The organism is Streptomyces sp. NPDC050988 (assembly GCF_044456225.1).
In the GTDB taxonomy this organism is placed as follows: Bacteria; Actinomycetota; Actinomycetes; order Streptomycetales; family Streptomycetaceae; genus Streptomyces.
This window is the reverse complement of sequence record NZ_JBITFQ010000003.1, coordinates 498,581-517,692: the sequence shown is the minus strand read 5'-3', so window position 1 is coordinate 517,692 and position 19,112 is coordinate 498,581. Positions and strand designations below refer to the sequence as shown.

Below are 19,112 nucleotides of genomic sequence, written 5' to 3'. Positions count from 1 at the left end.
ACGTGCCTGGCGAACGGTTTCCACACCGAGTGATCAAGTCCACGGATCATGAATCGCCGGTGGTGGCGTTGGTGCCGGTGGCGGCGGGCTCGTGCCCGGGCCATGTCCCGTGCTTCAGGTCCGTTTCGGCGGCGGCCAGATAGACGGCCGTCGCAAGCCACTGGGTCGCGTACTGGTCCGGGTCGGCTCCGCTGTGGCGTCCGAAGACGTCGAGAGAGCGGCGCCCGGCCACCGCGCCGAGCGCGGTGATCAGGGCCGAGCCGGTGACGAGCCCACTGCGGCGCAGGACGGCCGCATGGCCGTCGTGATCGTTGCCGCGTGTCGACTCGGCGGCGATCCGGCGTCCTCCCGTGACGGCCAGTTCGACGAGACGCCGGACGCGCCAGAGCGGCGAGTCGACGGAGGCAGAGGGGGGAGGGGTGGGAGGGGAAGGAGAGGGGACGTCCGGCGGGAAGTGGTCGCTGAGGAGCAGGTCGTAGCCGAGATCAGCGCGACCTTGCCAGTCGCCCGGGAGGCGCAGAGTTGCCTCCGTGCCGGGTACGGGACCGACGGCGAGCGCGCGGAGGGTCGTGACCCGGTCGGGGTCGAGGCGGCCGAGGACCCGGATCCGCAGCCCGGGATGTGCGCCCAGCTGCCGGAGATTGGCGGTGTGGGCGAGAGCGGGATGGCCATGGGCGGGGGCCAGCCGGACCGGGGGACCGGGGACGGGCGGACCGTCCGCGAACGCATCGCCGCCACAAGGCAGTTCACGGACCAGCAGATCCTCGCCGTCTGTCGCCGCGATCTCCACATCGCAGCCGATCAGGGGACGGGCGTACCCGGCCGCTCCGGGGTCGCCGGCCCCTTCGGGATCACCGGTCCCTGCGGGGTCGCACACGAGCGACGCCGCGAACCGCACGGCGGCGGACTCGGCGAGCGGGCGGGTGAACACCGTCGAGGGTGCGGCCTCGGTCCAGGGCCGTCCGGCGGCGAAGGTGGCGCGGACACCTCTTTCCGCAAGCAGGCGGCCCTCCGGGGAGACGGTCGCTCCCGACATGATCAGGCCGCCGCGGGACACCCGGAAGTGGTCGCTCAGGAAGCTCCGGATGGCGACCAGGGCGGTACCGGCCCGTCGGGCCCGCGCCGGGCCACCGGGCTGGACGTCGCGGAGCGTGTACCAGCGGCCGTCGTCGTCGAGGAGATGCGTGACCACCCCGCCGAGGTCGTCGGCGCCGATCACCGGTTCGCGACAGATGCCGTAGAGCCGCAGGGACCCGTGGGGGCGGTGGTTGCGTCGGACGGCACCGATCAGCGCGGGCTCGGGGGCTCCGGCCTTCAACAGGTGAGTTACGAGGAGGAGTTCACGCAGCGCGGTCACCAACTCGGTGAGTCGGCCGGGGCTGTACGGGTCGCGGGCCGTGCGCAGACAGCGCACCACCCTCAGGGCCGCGGTCTCGGCGCGATGGAGGCCTGTCAGACGTGCCGTGTGGGCGGCGCGGAGCAGCTCGGCCTGAAGGACGGCTCCTGTACCGGCCGTTCCGGCCGCGAGTACGGCTGCGGCGACCGTCCAGAGGCCGGCGGCCGCTTGGATCTGGGCGGCGGTGGGTCCCGTGGGGGCGTCGGCCGGGGCGCCCGGGCCGGCGAGGGCGGGCTCGGGAACGGGGTCCGCGAGCCGGATTCGCCCGGCCGGGCTGACCCGCTCGGTGGGGCCGGCCTGCGCGCAGGGGCCTACCGGCTCGGTGGGACTGACCTGCTCGGTGGGGCAGATCCCGTCGGTGGGCCGGTCCGGGGCAGCGATACGGTCCGGTCCGCCGGAACCGTCCGGTCCGCCGGTACCGTCCGGTCCGCCGGTACCGTCCGGTCCGCCGGTACGGTCCGGTCGGGCGTGCGGAACAGCACCGGCGGGTTCAGCGGCTGCGCCGGGCCCGGAGAGCGCGGACGGGGCGATGTCCACGGGCCGGGCGGGTTCCGTGACGGCGACCGGACAGGCACCCAGTACCGCCGCCCGATGTAGACAGCGCGGTGCCAACAGGCAGGTGCAAGAAGCCTGTTCGGCGTCGGTGACCGCGCCGGACGGATCCGGTGCCAGGGTCACCAGGGCGTCCTCGCCACAGCGGATGCCGAACGTCCCGCCCTCGACGGTGACGGGTGCGGCCGCCAGGGCCTCGACGGCCGCGTCCAGTCTGCGGCGGAGCCGAGTGGTCAGACTCTCCACCGCGGAGGCGAACACCTCAGGTGCGACCGGTGGGAGTGGGTTGATCGTGCCGGACTGAGTCAACGGGGTGCTCCACGAGGGCGCCCGCCCGACGGGCGGGGAAGAGGGGGCCGAAGGACGCGGCGCGGGACAGTGGTTACGGCTCGGACCGCCGTCATGAGCGGCCAGGCAGGCGAACGGCGTACGCACACAGGGTCCGCCGGGCGAACCGGCCGGAGTCGTACCCGCCCGGCGCACCGGTCGGAGTCGTACCCGCCGGTCGAACCGGCCGGACCCGTATCCGCCCAGCGAGCTGGCCGGACCCGTACCCGCCGAGCGAGCCGATCGGAGCTGCCCCGACCGGAGAACCGGCCGGGAGCCGTTCCCGACCGGAGCCGCCCCCCAACCGAAGCCGTACGCGGCCGGCGGAGACGGTCGTGCCCAGTGCCACGACCGCCCCTGCGCCGGCCCCAGGGCCAGATCCCCAGCCCGCCCCGCCCCGCCCCGCCCCGCCCCCGCCTCCGTACCAACGGATCAGCGGCGCCCCTTCCGAGGCCCCGGTACCTCAAGTTCCTCCAGCCGGGGCTCGTCCCCGTCCAGCACCCGCCGCCAGGCCGCCCGATAGAGATCGGCGACCGGCCCGGTCGGCACGACGACGCCCAGGATGGCCTCTTCGCCGTGGAGGAGGTCGTACATCGGCACCTTCCACCGCTCCAGCGGAACGTACGGCTTCGCGAGCTGGGTCCAGCCGCCGGGCAGGAACAGTGAGCGTCCCGCCCGGGTGCGGCTGCCTTCGATTACGAGGTCGGTGGCGGCTAGCTCGGCGCGGGCGGCGCGGAGCCGGGCCGTACCGCCCCGCTGTTTCGCCCAGCCGGTCCAGCGGGCGGTGTGCTGGTCGGTGGGATCCGGCATGGCGAGCAGCATCAGATAGATGACGGCGGCGTCCTCACCGATGCCGTACCGCTTGGCCACCTCACCTACGAGGTCGGGCACGGACCGGGCGGGATCCTGCGGCCACCACAGACCGTCCGCGTCGCGCTCGCCCGCCACCGGTTCCCCGGGATCGGCAAGCAGCTCAGCGAACCGCCGGTCGTGGACCAGCCGGAGGGCGATGTCCTCGGCGGTCGGCCGTGCACCGGGGACCACCGCCGCCAGGTGGGGGTCGTTCCCGGCAGCGTCCAGCAGCGCGGGGCGGACGGCGGCGACGGGGTCGGGGACCGTGGTGCTCAGCACGACCGCGCCGTAGCGGACGAAGCCGTCACCCGTCTCCGAGGGGTCCCCGGCACCCCGGCGGAAGGCCTCCAGATCGACCCGCCTGCCAAGGTTTATCAGCAGGTCGGGGTGGGCCAGCCGGGCGCGTACTGCCGTCAGCACCCCCGGGAGGAGAGCGCGGATCGGGTCGCCGGACGGGAGGCGGTGGGCGAGCCATGCGGCCAGGGCCACCGCACCGTTCAGGGTGCCCGTGCCGAAACCGGGCGTGTTCTCGACGCTGCCCAGGTAGTGGCCTCTGGTCGTCCAGGTCAGGTCGTGGTTCAACCGCGGTTCGGCCGCCCCGTCGACGAACCCGCGCAGCGCGTCGGACGGTGCCCACCACGACGTGGTCCGCACGGTGCGGACCGCGTCGTGGAGCACCTCTTCGGAGAGGGGCGTCCGCCGGCCCACCCGCCGGTTCCAGACCTCCGCCGCCGCGACCACGTCCGGCCCGTCCGTCCACAGCCCGGACGGCTCGGCGGGCAGCAGCGCCGCCATGACGGCCTGCCAGACGCCGGCGTCCTTGCACCCCACGGCCTCTCTGGCCACGGCAACGTCCGCCGACTTCACTCCTATGGCCTTCAGCGTCTCGGCGGGCACGGGCCTCCGCGCGTCGTCGGTCAACGGCACTCCGGCGACCATCAGCCGGGCCATGGTCGGGGCGACTCCGGTGAGCCGGGCGAACTCCTCGGCCGCCGCCGGGAACCATGGCGCCGGACCACGCGCCGCGAGCTCGGAGCGGAAGGCCGTGAACCAGCCGGGCGCACGTGCCGGCTCCGGGGCGAAGGGCTCGGCGGACAACAGCGTGTACGGAGCGGGTGCCTCGAACCGGCCGGCCGGATCGTGGAAGACCGCCCTGAACAACTGGCCGTCGGCGTCGCTTCGGCTCCATTCGTTGAGAAAGACGAGGAACGCGCCGCCGGCCAACTGCAGCACCGTCGCCACATTGCTGCTCAGGGAGCCCGGCCCCTGGAACAGGCTCCGGTCCAGACGCAGCCGGACAAGGCGCCAGTGACCGGGGTCCAGCACCGCGAGTTCCTGGGCGTCCAGTTCGGCGAGGAACGTGTCCAGCACCTTCCTGTGATCTTCGGTGGTGGCCGTCGAGCCGGACCGCAGAGCCAGCAGGGACGGCAGTGTGGGCAGGGTCAGCCAGTCCATGTCGCTCAAGGCACTCTGCTCGGGCAGGGCGGGGTGCGGACTGCCCACCGGGGCCGGTTCGTTGAGGCCCCGCCGCGCCTTCCCGAGCACCCGCAGCAGCCGGACGATCTTGCCGGACGATCCGTGGTAGTAGTACGCCCTGCCCTGCACCAGGTACTTGCGGCCGTTGAGGCCGAGTCCTTGCAGTGCCGCGGTGAGCGCGCCGTCGCTGAGCTCGGGCCGCTGCTCCCTCCGGACGCCGCCCGTGAGCGCCGTGTCGAGCCGGGTGCGTGCCGCGTCCAGGACGCGCTGCTGGGTGGCGGCGTACCGCACCACCGAGGTGATGCCTGTGAGCAGCGCCTTGTGGCCGACCTCCGGCAGGAGGGCGCGGATCAGCCCGGGCAGCCGGTCCCGGCCGTCCGTTCCGGCCTGCTCCCTCACCGGTCCGTCCTGGCCCGCGGTGTCCTCGGGCCGCTCCGTCACAGGGTCCGCCACAAGTGCTGCCGCGGTGTCCTCGTCGACCTCCCGGAGCGCCGCCGAGCCCTGCGGGTCGCGGGGCCGGAGCAGGTGCCAGTAGCGCAGGGGCGGCAGGAGCCGCGTTCCCGCGGTGAAGGTTCCGGCCGTGTGGTCCCGGGGGATCTCGGCCATCACCGTGCCGTTCCCGTCGAGCAGCCTGATCCCGTCGTACTCCTGGATCACGGCCAGTGGCCGGTCGGCGCCGGGGAACTCCAGCACCCATCGCGGGCTGCGGCTGCGGCCTCTGCCGGGCGGTACGACGACCGAGCGCCCGGCCAGGTCCTCACCCCGCCGTGAGCCGTCGGGCAGTGTCACCACCCGCCAGCCGAGCAGTCCGTCCACCGGGGCGCACATCGGACCCGGCGCGACGGAGGGAGCGGGCAGCAGCCAGCCCGCCTCGAACGTGCTTCCCTCCGGGGCGGTGCGCAAGCCCTCGTCGAACCAGTCCGGCTGTCCGGGTTCGCCGAGCGTGTCGCCGACCGGGTCGTACGCGTGCCAGGTCTTGTGCTTGTAGTCGGTGCCCACCATCGACCACACCCAGTACGACGTGCCGTCGCTGATCACCTGCCGCGACCCTGGAACCACCGTGTCCCCGCGGCGCAGTACCCCGTGACCGGTGGTCCGGCCGCCGCCGGGAAGCGGGAGCGAGACGGGGGCCATGTTCCCGCCCAGCCCGTCGCGCCCGTCCACAGTGCTGGTGCGGGAGTAGCCGGACCCGTCGATCGTCACCCAGTGGGAGGGGGTGTGGTGCCAGTAACCCTGGCTGCCGTTCGCATCGACCGAACGCCACCAGACGAACAACTCGCCGTCCACATAGTGATAGTCGACATACCTGCGGTAGCGGGCCGCCTGGTCGGGGACGGACAGCTCGTGCGCGAGTATCGTGCCCTCCGAACCGATCACCCGGAGGTGCGGGCCGGCCAGGACGATCAGGTGCGGCCAGGCATCGGTGACGAGGACCTCCCGCTGCAGATTCCCCGATTCGTGCCCTTCGAGCGCCTCTTCCCAGGCGGGCCAGCCCAGTTCGTCGAGGAGTCCGGACCGCAGGGCGCGGGCGAGGGCCGGTGCGATGCCGGTGCTCAGCGCTTCTCGAACCGCCGACTCGGCAATCGCGAGTACCTCTCCCGGCAGCCAGCTCAGCGTCTGGAGAACGCCGCGGTAGCCGTCGAACGCGGGCAGCTCCGCCGTGACGTACTTCCGGCTGATCTCGCCCACCCATTCGGCGAGCATCGACCGGCCACCGGGGGACCCGGCCAAGGTGACGACGGTCTGCAGATGCTGCGTCCGGGCGTCCTCGGGGCAGCCGCGCCGGAACGCCCGGTGGAAGCGGTGATCGGCTTCCAGGGCGACGAGATCGCGCCGGTGTTCACAGGCTGCCCACGACACCAGGTTGAGGCGGTGACGCTCCTCGGGCTCCGCCACCGGTACGCCCAGGGCCAGCAGCTGGTCGAGGAGGTTCACATCGCCGACAGGGGGTGTCAACAGGCGGCCGGAGGCCTCCAGTTCGGTGCGCAGTGTGCCGGCCATGCGGTCGACGAGTGGATAAAGCTCTGCCGGAGCGAGGTGGTGGTCGGCCCGCCACAGTTCCAGGAATCTGTGGGTCCATCCGGCGGTGCCGTCGGCGGGGCGCACTTCGGCGGGCAGGGTGGCGTCGCAGAGCCCGGCGGTGGCACCGGACTTCTCCAACAGGTCCAGCCACTGGGGGAGTTCTTCGCGCTCCCACGTCGAGGGCATCAGCTCCAGCAGGGTGCCGCGGAAGGCGGGTTCCTGCCGGGTCAGCTCCAGCAGGGCCGGCCGATGGGCCTTCCACCAGCCGGGCGGTGCCTTGACGGTGCCGGGCAGCGTCAGCATCTCGCGCAGATAGGAGACCTCCTCCACGAGCGCGTTCCTGCCCGCGGCCGCCTTCGCGAGTCTGCGCAGATCACCCGCGCCCGGACTCGACGGAGGCAGCCCGTGCGCGGCCAGGCGCACGAAGAGTCCGCGAAGGTGCCGGAACGCCGTGGCGGCCGGAACCCGGGAGGACAACCCCTTGGCGTAGCTGGAGAGCATCTTCGTCGGCACTGCCTCGGCGAGGGCGAACTCTAGGAAGACCGCGTCCATGCGCTCCTCGTCGAACGGCAGCGCGTGCGCCGTCTCGGCCCTGCGCGCGTTGACGAACATCTGGGACGCGTACGCCGTCTCGTCGGCGGCCAGGAACACCCGGCCCGCCTGCTCGTAGAAGGTCGGCAGGAAATGCGGCACGGAACCCGCGAGCCGTTCGCCGATCGACTCGTAGGTGGCCCGCGCCTTCTTCGGTCTGGATTTCGCCGTCCGCGCCACCTTGTTCATCTCCTCGACCAGGGACATGGCCAGGTGCCCGTCCGAGGGGTGATGAACCAGCACCCATTCCGGGAAGCCCAGCGCCCGCGGCTGTCCCAGACCGACCTCCGTCGGCCCGCCCTCGGGTTCGAGGCCGAGGAAGCCGGTGCCTAAGCCCTCTCCCTGTTCGGCCGCGACCAGCCGTACGACGATCCGGTCGTCCAGGCCCGGATGCCGGTAGGCCTGCGTGAACATGGGCACGGCCCGGTCGCCGCCCCCGGTCGTCCCCGGGGGCAGTACCGCGCCGGCTCGCAGGAGTTCCTCCGCGTCCGCCGTCGTCTCGCCCCGGGCCACCGCGTCCTTGGCCACCGTGTCGCTCATGATTCCGTGCCTTTCGCCGCCGTGCGGCCGGTCCCCGGGGCATCGCTCATCCGTGTGCGCCCGTCGGTCTCTGTCGTCTGAGGTGCCCCGGCCACGGCCGTGCCCCCGATGCGTGTCGTCGTCCGAGCTGTCGTCCGTGCCGCCGTGTCGCTCACGCGGTGTGGTCCGCGGCCACGGTGCGGCCGGCATGCAGGGCCGCGGCCATGCGCATGCCCTCGGACCACGCCACGGGTCCGACCTCCGACAGCCGGAGCCGGGGGTCCCCTCCATGGCGCCAGCTCAGATCGCCGGTCCGGCCCTCTTCGTCGTAGTACGGGTTGCCGATGTCGACCGAGGCGGTGAAGACCCGCCCGGCGTCCCGGATCCGGCTGGTGACGCGGCCGTCGGCGACCTTGTAGCCGAGCGAATCGGCGCGGGCGGAGAGGTGGAACCACGAGCTGTACTCGGCGCCCGAGAACTCGGCGACCGTCTCGGCGTCACCGTCGAGGTCATCCGGCTTGTGCCAGGTGGCGCGGTGGATCTGTTCGACGCCCTGCACCACGCCCAACTCGGCCGCGAACACGCGGAGTTCGTCGAGATCCGGGAGCAGGACCGGGTGGGGCATGGTCACCGTACGGGGAGAGAGACGGACGGTCTCGCCGTCCAGGTTCACCACCCGAAGCTCACCCGAGTCGTCGGCGTCCCGCAGAAATCCGACCTCGTCGGGGCGCTCGCCGACGACGACCAGGTCATGCAGTGCCGACCGCCACGCCTCGTCGGGCCAGACCCGGGCCAGCAGGCCGGTCGGCACCGGCAGCGAGGACACCATCCAGTTGTCGACCTGCGCCGCGCACTGGGCCGCGTGCCGGTCGAGCCATTCGGCGAACCGCTGCAGCTCGATCACTTCGGGACGGTTCCGTAACTCTCCCGGCAGCGTTCTCAGCTGCCCTGCCGGGGATGTCTCCGACGAAGACCGGGCCACTACCCGGCCTTCCACCAGAGCGATCTCATACGTGCCGCCCGCTGCCAGCCAACCCATGGGTCTTCTCTGCCTCTTTCGCCGTTCGGAAACCGGCACAGCGCGGCCGGCGGTCCGAATCGACCCACCCCACTGTGACTGTCCGCGAAAGATTAGAGGCACCCACTGACAGTTTCCGGCGATCGAGCATCCTGAACTATCCTGAACTGCCGTGTCCTGCCCGCCAGTTCCTACCGGATCCGCTCGGTCTAGGCCTCGCGCAGCCGCGCGATCACGGGAGCGAACGCCTCCATGTTCGGCTCCAGAACCGTCAGATACGAGAACCCGAACCGGTCCCGCTGCGCCCGCACCCGCTCGACGATGTCGTCCAGGGTCCCCACGAGGACGATCGGCAGCTCCAGGACCTGCTGCTCGGTCAGTTGGGGGATGTGGGACAGCCACGGCTGGATCGCGGCACCGGGATCATCGGTGACGGCGATGATCTGGATCAGCAGGTTCAGCTCGGCCGGCTCCGCCCGCCCGGCGGCCAACTTCCGGTACAGGGCGACCCGTTCGTCGAGCTCCTCCGCCGCGAGCGCCTCCGGTGAACCGCCGTCCCGGGTGCGCGCCGCGGTGAACGCCGCGATGTCAGCGTGCTCGGCGGTCAGCCGCAGCATCCGGTCGCCGTTGCCGCCGATCAACAGCGGCACGCGTTGCTGCACGGGCTGTGGCTGAAAGCCCTCGGATTCGAGCAGCCGCTCCAACTCCTCGACCGTACGCCGGAGATGGTCCACGCGCTCACCCGGCGAACCCCAGGGCAGGCCCGCCGTCTCGTGCTCCGCCTGTACGTAACCGGTGCCCAGCCCGAGTTCCAGACGGCCGCCCGTCAGCGCGTCCGTCGTGGCCACCTCGCGGGCCAGCAACGCCGGGTTCCAGAACCCGGCGTTGAGCACGAACGTGCCCAGACGTGGACGCTCGGTCGCCTCGGCGGCTGCGACCAGCGCCGGGAAGGGAGCGGGCATACCGAGGTGGTCCGGGGCCAGGATCACGTCGTAGCCGAGTTCCTCGGCCCGACGGCACTTCGCGCGCCATTCGTCGGCTGGAGCGGGACTCATCAGATTGACACCGAAACGGAACGGGCGGGCCATGAACTCTCCTCACCGGAAGGGGACTTGAGTACGCCGTGTGCGTCGCCCCGCGTACGTGGACCTCGCCGGTACGTGGAGCGTGCCGTGCGCGTGGAGCACACTCCACGCGTCGATCACTCGTGCGCGATGGCCGCCAGCACATTCATGCGCGATGCGCGCAACGCCGGCAGCAACGCCGCCACGATGCCCACGACGGCCGATCCCACGACGACCGCGACGAGAGTCGTCCACGGGATCGCGAGAGCCTTCATCCCCTGCAGAGCGAGGACCTGCTGCACGCACACGCCCCACACGAGTCCGAGCGCGAGCCCGAGGACCGCGCCGAACACGGCGATCACCACCGACTCCAGCCGGATCATCCGCCGCAACTGCCGCCGGGCGAGCCCGATGGCGCGCAGCAGCCCGATCTCCCGGGTGCGCTCGACGACCGACAGGGCAAGGGTGTTGACCACGCCGAGCACCGCGATGACGATCGCGAGGCCGAGCAGCGCGTACACGAGGTAGAGGAGCACAGCGATCTGATCGTGGATCAGCTTCTTGTAGTCGGCCAGGTCGCGCACCTGCACCTGCGGATACGGGTCGAGTGTCTTGTCGAGGTTCGCGCGCAGGGTGTCGGCGGAGGTGCCGGAGGCCGCGTTCACGTACAGCGCGGAGTCCTGCCCGCCGGGCACGTACTTCTCGATCGTGCCGAAGCCGAAGAACAGCCCGCCCTGTGTGCCGAAGCCCTCGGCGGCGTCCTGGTCGGTCAGCGCCCCCACCTTCAGTTCGGTCTTCCGCCCACCGGCGAACTCGACGGGGATCGTGCTGCCGAGGCGTACGTCGTGGTCCTTGGCGAAGCCCGCGTCCATGGCGATGTTCCCGTCCGCGAGCGCGTCGGCCGTGTCACCCTCGGCGTACGTGATGCGGGCGACCTCGTCGAGCTGCGACTCGTAGCCCGCCGCGGTCGTCTCGACGCGCTTGCCGTCCGGCAGCCGGACGGCGACCGGCGCGAACCGCTGCCGTACGACGAGTCCCGCGCCCTCCGTGTCCTGCACCTTCTCGGTGATCTCCTGCGGGAACGGCAGGAAGTTGGCGTTCTGCACCACGAAGTCGGCGCCCAGCGTCTTGTCGATCTGGTCGTCGAAGGACTTGGACATGGACGCGCTCGCCACGGACATCCCGCCGACCAGCGCGAGGCCCACCATCAGGGCGGCCGCGGTGGCGCCGGTGCGGCGCGGATTGCGCAGTGCGTTGCGCTGGCTCATCCGGCCGACCGGGCCGAACACGGCGGGGAAGAAACCGCCGAGGACGCGGATCACCGGCCGGACGAGCAACGGCCCGGCGATGACCGTCGCGATGAGGGTGAGGACGACGCCGAGGCCCAGCAGGGATGCGGCGGATCCGGTCTCCGTGGACGTCACGCACCCCACGAGCGCGGCGGCGCCCAGCGCACCGACGATCAGTCCCACCACGGCCCGCACCCGCAACGGCCGTCCCACGCCGGCGATTTCGGCGTCCGCGAGTGCGGCCATCGGTGACACACCGGCCGCGCGGCGGGCCGGCAGATACGCCGCGACGAAGGTGACGCCCACCCCGACGACGTATGCCGCGACGGGTGTGGCCCATCCGATGACCATCTCGGCGGTCTTCAGGTTCATGCCGAACAGGCCCATGAGCTCGATCAGCCCGATCGCGAGCCCGATGCCCGCGGCCAGGCCGAGCGTCGAGCCGACCAGGCCCAGCAGCGTCGCCTCCAGGAGCACGGACCGGCGCACCTGCCGCCGGTCGGCCCCGAGGGCGCGCAACAGGCCCAGTTCACGGGTGCGTTGGGCGATCAGCATGGAGAAGGTGTTGACGATCAGGAAGACCCCGACCAGTACCGCGATCCCGGCGAAGCCGAGCATCACGTACTTGATCACGTCGAGGAATCCGCCCAGTTGGGCGGCGGCCGTCTCTGCCTGCTCGTCGGCGGTCTCCAACTCGTAGGCGCCCGAGCCGATCTCGGCGGCGATGCGCTGCTTGAGCTGTGCGTCGCTCACGCCTTCCGCCGCGTCCACCTGGATGCTGGTGGCGACGCCCGTCCGGCCGAGCAGTTCGGCCGGCGCGACCGCCGGGTCGAGGAAGACCAGTGCGGCACCCGGATTGGTGGTCTTGAAGGTCGCGATCCCGACGACCTTCACCTTGAACGACCCGGGCTGCGCGATGACGGTCAGCGTGTCACCGATGTCGACGTGCTTCTTGTCGGCGGTGTCCGCGTCGAGCAGCGCCTCGTCGGCGCCGCGCGGGGCGTGCCCCGAGGTCAGCTCCACGGGGCTGCGCTCGGTGACGTACCAGTCGGCGGCGATGGTGGGCGCGCCCGTGGTCGGGCCGACCGACTTGTTGTCGCTGTCGACGACGGTGATGTTCTCGACGGACACGTCCGGACGCGCGCGAGTGACCCCGTCGACCTCGCCGATGCGGGCCACGAGGCTCGTGGGCACGGTCGCGATCGCCCCGGAGGGGATCTGCGAGTCGAGATCCTCCTTCGGCGTCACGGTCACGTCGGCCGACGTGGACGCGAACAGCCGGTCGAAGGTGCGGGTGACCGTGTCCGAGAAGATCAGGCTGCCCGCGACGAACGCCACGGACAGGACGACGGCCAGCGCCGAGAGCAGCAGTCTGCCCTTGTGCGCGAGGAAACTCCGGAGTGTCGCCTTCAGCACGACAGCCTTCCTCAGTCCTTGTCGAGGGCGATGCCCTGGTCGGGAGCGATGTCCTGGCCGGGAGCGGTGCCCTGGCCTGCGGCGCCGTCGCCCTCGAACGACCCGCGAATCGTGTCGAACCTCTTCATGCGCTCCAGCACCGCCTCCGCCGTGGGCCGCGCCATCTCGTCCACGATCCGCCCGTCCCCGAGGAAGAGCACCAGGTCGGCGTGGGCGGCGGCGCCCGGATCGTGCGTGACCATGACGACGGTCTGGCCCAACTCGTCGACCGCGTCCCGCAGGAAGCCGAGCACTTCGAGTCCGGCCCGCGAGTCGAGGTTGCCCGTCGGCTCGTCCGCGAAGATCAGCTCGGGGCGCGAGGCGAGGGCGCGGGCGCAGGCGACGCGCTGCTGCTGCCCGCCGGAGAGCTGCGCCGGCCGGTGCTTGAGCCGGTCACGCAGGCCGAGCTGGTCGATGACCTGGTTCAGCCACTTCTCGTCGGCCCTCTTGCCCGCGATGTCCATGGGCAGCGTGATGTTCTCGGCCGCGTTCAGGGTCGGGATCAGGTTGAACGACTGGAACATGAAGCCGATCCGGTCGCGGCGCAGCTGGGTCAGCTCGCGCTCCTTCAATCCCGTGATTTCGGTGTCTCCCAGCCACACCTGTCCGGCCGAAACGGTGTCAAGACCAGCCAGGCAGTGCATCAGCGTGGACTTCCCGGAGCCCGAGGGGCCCATGACCGCGGTGAAGCGGCCGCGCGCGATGTCCACGTCGACCGAGTCGAGGGCGAGCACGGTCGTCTCACCCGATCCGTACGCCTTCGTGAGGCCGCGGGCGCGGGCCGCGATCCCCTCGGCGTCCGTGCGCCCGAGGGCGTGCTCCGCAGCTGCTGTGGACAAGGCCGCCTCCTAGGTGGGACTCCGGTGTCCGCGGGCGAGCCTAGTGTGATGCGCGGCACACTTGGTATCCCCCCGAAGTGCCGGTCGCTCTCCGCCGCAGGTCGGTGCCCCCGGGATCCGTGTAAGGGGCACCCTTAGGGGAGGGGGTGATTCGGGTCCTCTTGCCTCTGCTAGCACATCGGCGCTAGCTTCGAAGGTATGGCTAAGACCCAGCTGAACGTGCGCGTGGACGAGGACACCGCCCGCGCCGCGCGCGAACGCGCCCTGGCCCGCGGGATGAGCGTCAACCGCTACATCGAGGAACTGGTCAGACAGGACACCGGGGAAGCCGGCCACACCTTCGTCGAGGCCGCCGCCGACTTCATGAAGCAGTACGAGTCCGTCTTCGTCGAGGAGTTCGGCGCGGAGCGAGAAGGCCGTCGCTGAGCCCTTGAACGAACCCCTGAACATCAGAGTCGACCTCGCCTGGCTCCTCATGGTCGCCGAACACAAGACGCCGGGCGACCCCCAGGTCACCGACTTCGGCGCCCTTGTCGCCGCCGTCGGCCGCCACGAGGCCGAGATCTTCGGCGTCCCCGTCTACGACACCCCGCACACCCGTGCCGCTGCACTGCTCCAGCTCCTGCTGCACGTCCCGGCACTCGAACGCTCCAACGCGATGTTCGCCATGGCCGTCGCGTACGCCTACCTGGTCGCCAGCGGCCTGAAGGTCGTCACCTCGCCCGAGCAGGTCCGTGAACTGGCCCGTCTGGTCAAGTCTGGCGAGGCCACGGTGGACGACATCGCGCGCGAACTGCGCCAGTGGAGTCTGTGAGCCCCTCGGACGCCTGAGCGGGAACCCGGGCCGGAATCCCGGTGCGGCTTCCCGAGTCGGCTCCTGAGGCCGGACGGTCCCGGCCTCAGGGGCCGGGCAGGCTCCCGGCCTCAGGAATCGGGCGGGCTCTCGGCCGCGGGCCGGCGCGCGGTCCCCAGCACGCAGTACGAAGTCGGCATCCGCGGCCCCTTCGCGGGCACCAACAGCCGTCGGTACGGGCCCAGTTCGTACCCCGCGTCCCTGATCGCGTCCACGGGATCACGGCTTACATGACAGCCGCCGAAGAGCAGCGGCCACACCGTGCGGTCCAGGGCGCGCTGACCGGCGTTCATCGCACGGCCGCCGCCCCTCCCGTGCTCGAAGAACCGCAGCTCACCGCCCGGGCGCAGGACACGGCGGATCTCGGTGAGGGCCCGCGGCAGGTCTCGTACGCTGCACAGGACCAGCGACACCACGGCCGCGTCGAAGGCCTCGCTCTTGACCGGGAGCGCCTCCGCGACGCCCGGGACCACGTCGACCGGCACGTCGGAGCGCAGGGCAGCGGTCACCGCCAACGTCCGCAGGCGGCGCTCCGGTTCGATGGCCACGACCTCCGAGACCGTGCTCGGGTAGTGGGCGAAGTTCAGTCCGTTGCCCGCGCCGATCTCGATGACCCGGCCGGAGAGCCCTGCGAGCAGCTCCTCGCGGTGGACGCCGATCGTCGGCTCCGCCGCCACGCTGCACTTGGCGTAGAAACGGGCGAACAGCGGGTGGTGAACCTGGGCCGGGGCCGGCTGACCCGTCCTGGCGGTGCTGGAGCCACGCGGTCGCATGGGGGACCTCCCCTGAAGGTCGGGGCCTACCGCGATTGTCCCCCGGGACGGGCTCGCTCACCCGTTCGCGGGTCGTCCTGTTCGGCGGGCACGTCGTCGTCCCGTTCGGCGGGCACGGTCTCGCCCCGTGGCCCCGGCCTTGCGGGGACCACAGGGCGAGCCGGTGGGGGGCGGGGGCGGCGGGTCAGGCGATGAAGTCGCGCACCTGCTCGTAGACGCCGTGGTCGTTGTTCATGTCGGTGTGCGAGACGCACCCGACCTCGACGTTCGTGGCACCGCTGAGGATCGCGGTGGTGTCGGGGGTCAGGGCCTCGTCGCAGTTCGACCAGTAGCTGGCGTAGGAGACGCTGCCCGGTGTCTCGTCGCCCGAGTTGAGCGAGGACAGGAACGAACTGCCGGTGTACATCTCCGCACAGGACGTGTAGATCCAGCCGCACCAGCCGGCGGTCGTGGTCCCGTGGTTCGTCCCGGCCGTGGAGACGAAGTCGTCGACGTACGCGGTCCCGCCGAGGTTCTTGAGGTAGTAGCGGGAGTTGAGGGCGCCCATCGAGTGCACGACCAGGTCGACCTTGGACGCGCCGGTCTGGGAGAGCACGCTCTGGATCTTGGTGGACAGCTGCTGGGCGGTCGTGACGTTCGACTTGCCCCAGTCGTAGGACCAGGCGAACAGCTCGGAGCCGGCGTAGCCGTCGGCCTTGAAGTCGGCGGTCCAGTCGTCCCAGCTGCTCGACGAACTGCTCAGACCGTGCACGAAGACGACGGGATTGCGGGCGGCGGCGTGGGCGGGGGACGCGGGCAGGGACAGAAGCAGCGACGCGAGGACCGCTGCGAAGACCGTGCCGGCAGTGCGTGTGCGGCGGGTCATGGTGCCTCCTGATGCGGGTGGGTTCGTCAGGAGTGTCAGGTGGGGTCTACGCGCGCCGCATCGGTGAAATCGCCGGTCTTTACGCACCACTTAACTCGCCAGTAACGTGAGAGGTGTGGTGACCTCGGTGAACCCCCCGCCTCTCCCGCAGCATTCGCCACCGCCCCTGATGAACGCCCCGGAACAACCGGGCGGCGCGCCGCGAACGCACCCGCGAACCCCGATGTCCGAAGGCGTCCGGGTCCGGGTGCTGCGTGCCGTGCACGGCGATCCGCGCGCGGCGGCGGAACTCGCCGCCGTGCTCAGCGAGCACCAACTGGCCGGTCTGGAACCGCTTCCGGCCGAGCCCGTCGCCATCGCCCCCGGACTGCTGCGGTCCCAGCGGCGCGAGATCAGGGCCCTTCCGCCGGACACCCGGCGGCTCCTGCTGATCGCCGCTGCCGACCAATACCCCCTCGCCACCCACGCCTTCCAGCGCGCGGTGACCGCGGCCCGGCTGGACACCGGGCCCCTCGACGAGGCCGAGGCGGCGGGATTCGCCCATCCGACGTCCGCCGGAGTCGTGTTCCGGGACCCGTGGACCCGTATGGCCGCCTACGAGACCGCGTCCGCCCTGGACCGGCGCGAGACCCATCGGCTGCTCGCCCGCGTCCTCCGCGGCGAGGGCGAGGCGCCCCGTCGGTCCTGGCACCGCGCCGCCGCCACACTCGGGCCCAGCCGACGGCTCGCGGGGGAACTGCGCGCGTCGGCGCACGAGGCCCGGGCCGCGGGCGAACACGCGCTGGCCTGCGCCCTCCTCGAACGGGCCGCCGTGCTGACCCCCGACCCGCGGGAACGCCCCCGCCTGCTGGCCCGGGCCGCCGCCGACGCCTGGCGCTCCGGCGACGCCGACCGGGCCCGCCGCCTCGCCGCCCACGGCGACGTCGACGGGCTGAGCGGACTGCTCGCTCTACGCGCGGGGAACGCCACGGAGTCCTTCGACGCGCTGCTCGCGGAGGCCGTACGCGGAGTGGAGTCGGGGGAGCGGGCACTCGCCGGTGAGCCCGGCAGAGGCGCCGACGGCGACCGCACGGTCGGCGGCGCGCTCATCGAGGGCGCGGGCGCGGTCCGAGGCGTACGCCCTGCCGTGCCGGCCGCCCCCGACGTCGCCGCGCATCTGGTGGCACGTGCCACCGAAGCCGCCGTCTACACCGGTGACCTGCGCCGATGCCTGGAGGCCGCGGCCGTCGCCGACCGGTACGGGATCGTGTCACCCGGCACGCTCGGGGGACTGGCCGCCGCGTTCGAAGGGCGGTACGAGGATGCCCGCGACCTCCTCAAAGCGGCCGCCGGGCGCTGCGGACCCGGTGGCGACCCCACCTCGCTGATCCACTCCGCGATCGCCGCTCTGATGCTCGGCGACCACACCCTCGCCGCCTCCGCGGCCGTACGCGCCGCCGCCTCCGCCCGTGCCAGGGGCGAGTCCATGACCGTCCCGCAGGCCATGGAGTTCCGGGCCTACGCCGAGTTCTGGACGGGCCGCCCACGGGCCGCGGGCGCCGCCACCCTGGACGCCCTGCGCCAGGCGTATGCCACCGGGCAGGACAACGGGGCCTGCCATCTCCAGGCCGCCCTCGCCATGTTCGCCGCCGTCACCGGCGACGAGGACGTCTGCCGGGCCCGCGCCGAGGCGGCCCGTACCTACGCCCTGGCGCGCGGTCTCGGCCTCGCCGCCGCCCTGGCCCTGTGGGCGCTCGCCTTCCTCGACCTCAGCACCGGCCGTTACGCGGCGTCCGCGTCCCGGCTGCGCGCTCTCGCCGGATTCGGCCCGGGGCACGGGCACCGGGCCGTACGCCATCTCGCCACCCCGCACTATGTGGAAGCCGCCGTCCGCACCGGCGACACCCGCGTCGCGCGGGCCGCCCACGCCGACTACGACCGCTGGGCGAGCGCCGTCCGCAGCCCCGACGACCTTGCCCTCAGCGCCCGTTGCCGCGCCCTGCTGGCCACCGGGCCCGAGGCCGTCGAGCACTACCGGACCGCCCTCGACCTGCACGCCGGCGGTACCCGCGACTTCGAACGCGCCCGTACGGAGCTGCTGTTCGGCGGTGCGTTGCGTCGGCTGCGGAACCGTACGGAGGCGCGTGACCGGCTGCACAGCGCGCTCGAAGCGTTCTTGCACTTCGGCGCGCCGCAGTGTGCCGCGCAGGCCCGGGGAGAACTCCGTGCCCTGGGTGAACCCGCCCAACCGCCGGGCGGGGCCCGTGACTTGGCCGCTCTGCTCACCGCCCAGCAGCTGACGGTTGCCCGGATGGCCGCCGACGGGGCGACCAATCGGGAGATCGCGTCCCGTCTGGTGCTCAGCCCGCGCACGATCGATCACCATCTGCGCGGGGTGTTCAACCGGCTGGGTATTCGGTCGCGGATCGAGTTGGTGAGGTTGTTGGCTTCGTCGGAGGAGTGAGCTCCGCTGGGTGTCGTTTTTTGTCTGCGGGCCGGTTGTGGCTGGTCGCGCAGTTCCCCGCGCCCCTTACGGGGCGCTGAAGGTCTCCGCGTTCCACGTTCCCCCAAGCCTGGCCGCGAGCCAACTGCTTGCTTTGGCCCGGAAGTCGGCCACCGGGAGCCCACTGCAGCCCTCGGGGAGCGCGCCCAACAGGGGTGCCTCGGCGACCGCCGGAAGGTCTGCCAGATTGCAACGGGAGGCGAGATCCGGCTCGTTCGGCCAGATGCCCAGTACGACGCCCAGCAGGTCGAGGCGGCGGGTCCGCAGTTCTCGGGCGGTGAGTTCCGTCGTGTTGAGCGTGCCGAGTCCGGCCGAGGCGACCACCAAGACGGGGGCGTCCAGCAGTCGTGCCGCGTCCGCGAGTGTGCTGCCCTCGTCGTCGAACCGTACGAGGAGGCCGCCCGCTCCCTCGACCAGTACGAGGTCGTGCTCGGCGGCCAACTTGCCTGCCGCCTCCGCCACTTCGGCCGGGCGCACCGGCGCGAGACCGGAGCGCCGGGCCGCCGTGGCGGGAGCCAACGGCTCGGGGTAGCGGGCGAGTTCGACGGACGTCACCGGGCCCGCGAGCCGGGCCACCTCGTCGGCGTCCCCGCGCTCGCCCGGCAGGACACCGGTCTGCGCGGGCTTGAGCACGGCCACGGACCGCCCGGCCGCGAGAGCGGCCGCGGCGACGGCCGCGGTCGTCACCGTCTTGCCGACCTCCGTGCCCGTCCCCGTGATCACCAGTACCGAAGACATG

The 19,112-nt window shown here is 72.1% G+C and carries 12 protein-coding genes; 3 read left to right on the top strand and 9 right to left on the bottom strand.

From position 1 onward, the window contains the following. Window positions 1-46: 46 nt before the first annotated feature. The 6 genes from ACIBEI_RS10545 to ACIBEI_RS10520 form a co-directional block, all read right to left on the bottom strand. Window positions 47-2,257, bottom strand: coding sequence for an SWIM zinc finger family protein (locus tag ACIBEI_RS10545; protein WP_398887122.1), 2,211 nt, complete (start codon window positions 2,255-2,257; stop codon window positions 47-49). A 450-nt stretch (window positions 2,258-2,707) separates the two neighbouring features. Beyond that, a complete protein-coding gene (locus ACIBEI_RS10540; RefSeq protein ID WP_398887120.1) occupies window positions 2,708-7,756 on the bottom strand; it encodes a DNA-binding protein in 5,049 nt (1,682 codons plus the stop codon). A 151-nt stretch (window positions 7,757-7,907) separates the two neighbouring features. After that, the gene (locus ACIBEI_RS10535; RefSeq protein WP_398887118.1) at window positions 7,908-8,774 is read right to left on the bottom strand and encodes a DUF4132 domain-containing protein; all 867 of its coding nucleotides are present in this window, start codon (window positions 8,772-8,774) and stop codon (window positions 7,908-7,910) included. 188 nt (window positions 8,775-8,962) lie between these two features. Further along, window positions 8,963-9,841, bottom strand: a complete 879-nt coding sequence (locus ACIBEI_RS10530) for an LLM class F420-dependent oxidoreductase (RefSeq protein WP_398887116.1) — start codon at window positions 9,839-9,841, stop codon at window positions 8,963-8,965. Window positions 9,842-9,954: 113 nt separating this feature from the next. After that, complete coding sequence (locus ACIBEI_RS10525) at window positions 9,955-12,522, bottom strand: ABC transporter permease (RefSeq protein ID WP_398887114.1); 2,568 nt, start codon at window positions 12,520-12,522, stop codon at window positions 9,955-9,957. Window positions 12,523-12,533: 11 nt separating this feature from the next. Continuing rightward, the gene (locus tag ACIBEI_RS10520; protein WP_398887112.1) at window positions 12,534-13,400 is read right to left on the bottom strand and encodes an ABC transporter ATP-binding protein; all 867 of its coding nucleotides are present in this window, start codon (window positions 13,398-13,400) and stop codon (window positions 12,534-12,536) included. Between the two features lie 198 nt (window positions 13,401-13,598). On the opposite strand from ACIBEI_RS10520, the gene ACIBEI_RS10515 reads away from it, so the two are divergent. Beyond that, on the top strand, window positions 13,599-13,826 hold the full coding sequence (locus ACIBEI_RS10515; protein ID WP_189843846.1) for an antitoxin: 228 nt from the start codon (window positions 13,599-13,601) through the stop codon (window positions 13,824-13,826). Window positions 13,827-13,875: 49 nt separating this feature from the next. Next, window positions 13,876-14,214 carry a fic family toxin-antitoxin system, toxin component gene (locus ACIBEI_RS10510; RefSeq protein WP_398887400.1) on the top strand — a complete coding sequence of 113 codons (339 nt, stop codon included), beginning with the start codon at window positions 13,876-13,878 and terminating at the stop codon, window positions 14,212-14,214. Between the two features lie 110 nt (window positions 14,215-14,324). On the opposite strand, the gene ACIBEI_RS10505 is transcribed toward ACIBEI_RS10510, so the two are convergent. Continuing rightward, entirely contained in the window at window positions 14,325-15,026 is a 702-nt protein-coding gene (locus ACIBEI_RS10505) for a class I SAM-dependent methyltransferase (RefSeq protein ID WP_398887109.1), read from the bottom strand. Between the two features lie 184 nt (window positions 15,027-15,210). Then, on the bottom strand, window positions 15,211-15,891 hold the full coding sequence (locus ACIBEI_RS10500) for an esterase/lipase family protein (RefSeq protein WP_398887107.1): 681 nt from the start codon (window positions 15,889-15,891) through the stop codon (window positions 15,211-15,213). A gap of 223 nt (window positions 15,892-16,114) precedes the next feature. On the opposite strand from ACIBEI_RS10500, the gene ACIBEI_RS10495 reads away from it, so the two are divergent. After that, complete coding sequence (locus tag ACIBEI_RS10495; RefSeq protein WP_398887105.1) at window positions 16,115-18,334, top strand: LuxR C-terminal-related transcriptional regulator; 2,220 nt, start codon at window positions 16,115-16,117, stop codon at window positions 18,332-18,334. Between the two features lie 66 nt (window positions 18,335-18,400). Here ACIBEI_RS10495 and bioD read toward each other — a convergent pair whose 3' ends face one another. Then, window positions 18,401-19,111, bottom strand: coding sequence for a dethiobiotin synthase (gene bioD / locus ACIBEI_RS10490; protein ID WP_398887103.1), 711 nt, complete (start codon window positions 19,109-19,111; stop codon window positions 18,401-18,403). Between the last annotated feature and the right edge of the window lies 1 nt (window position 19,112).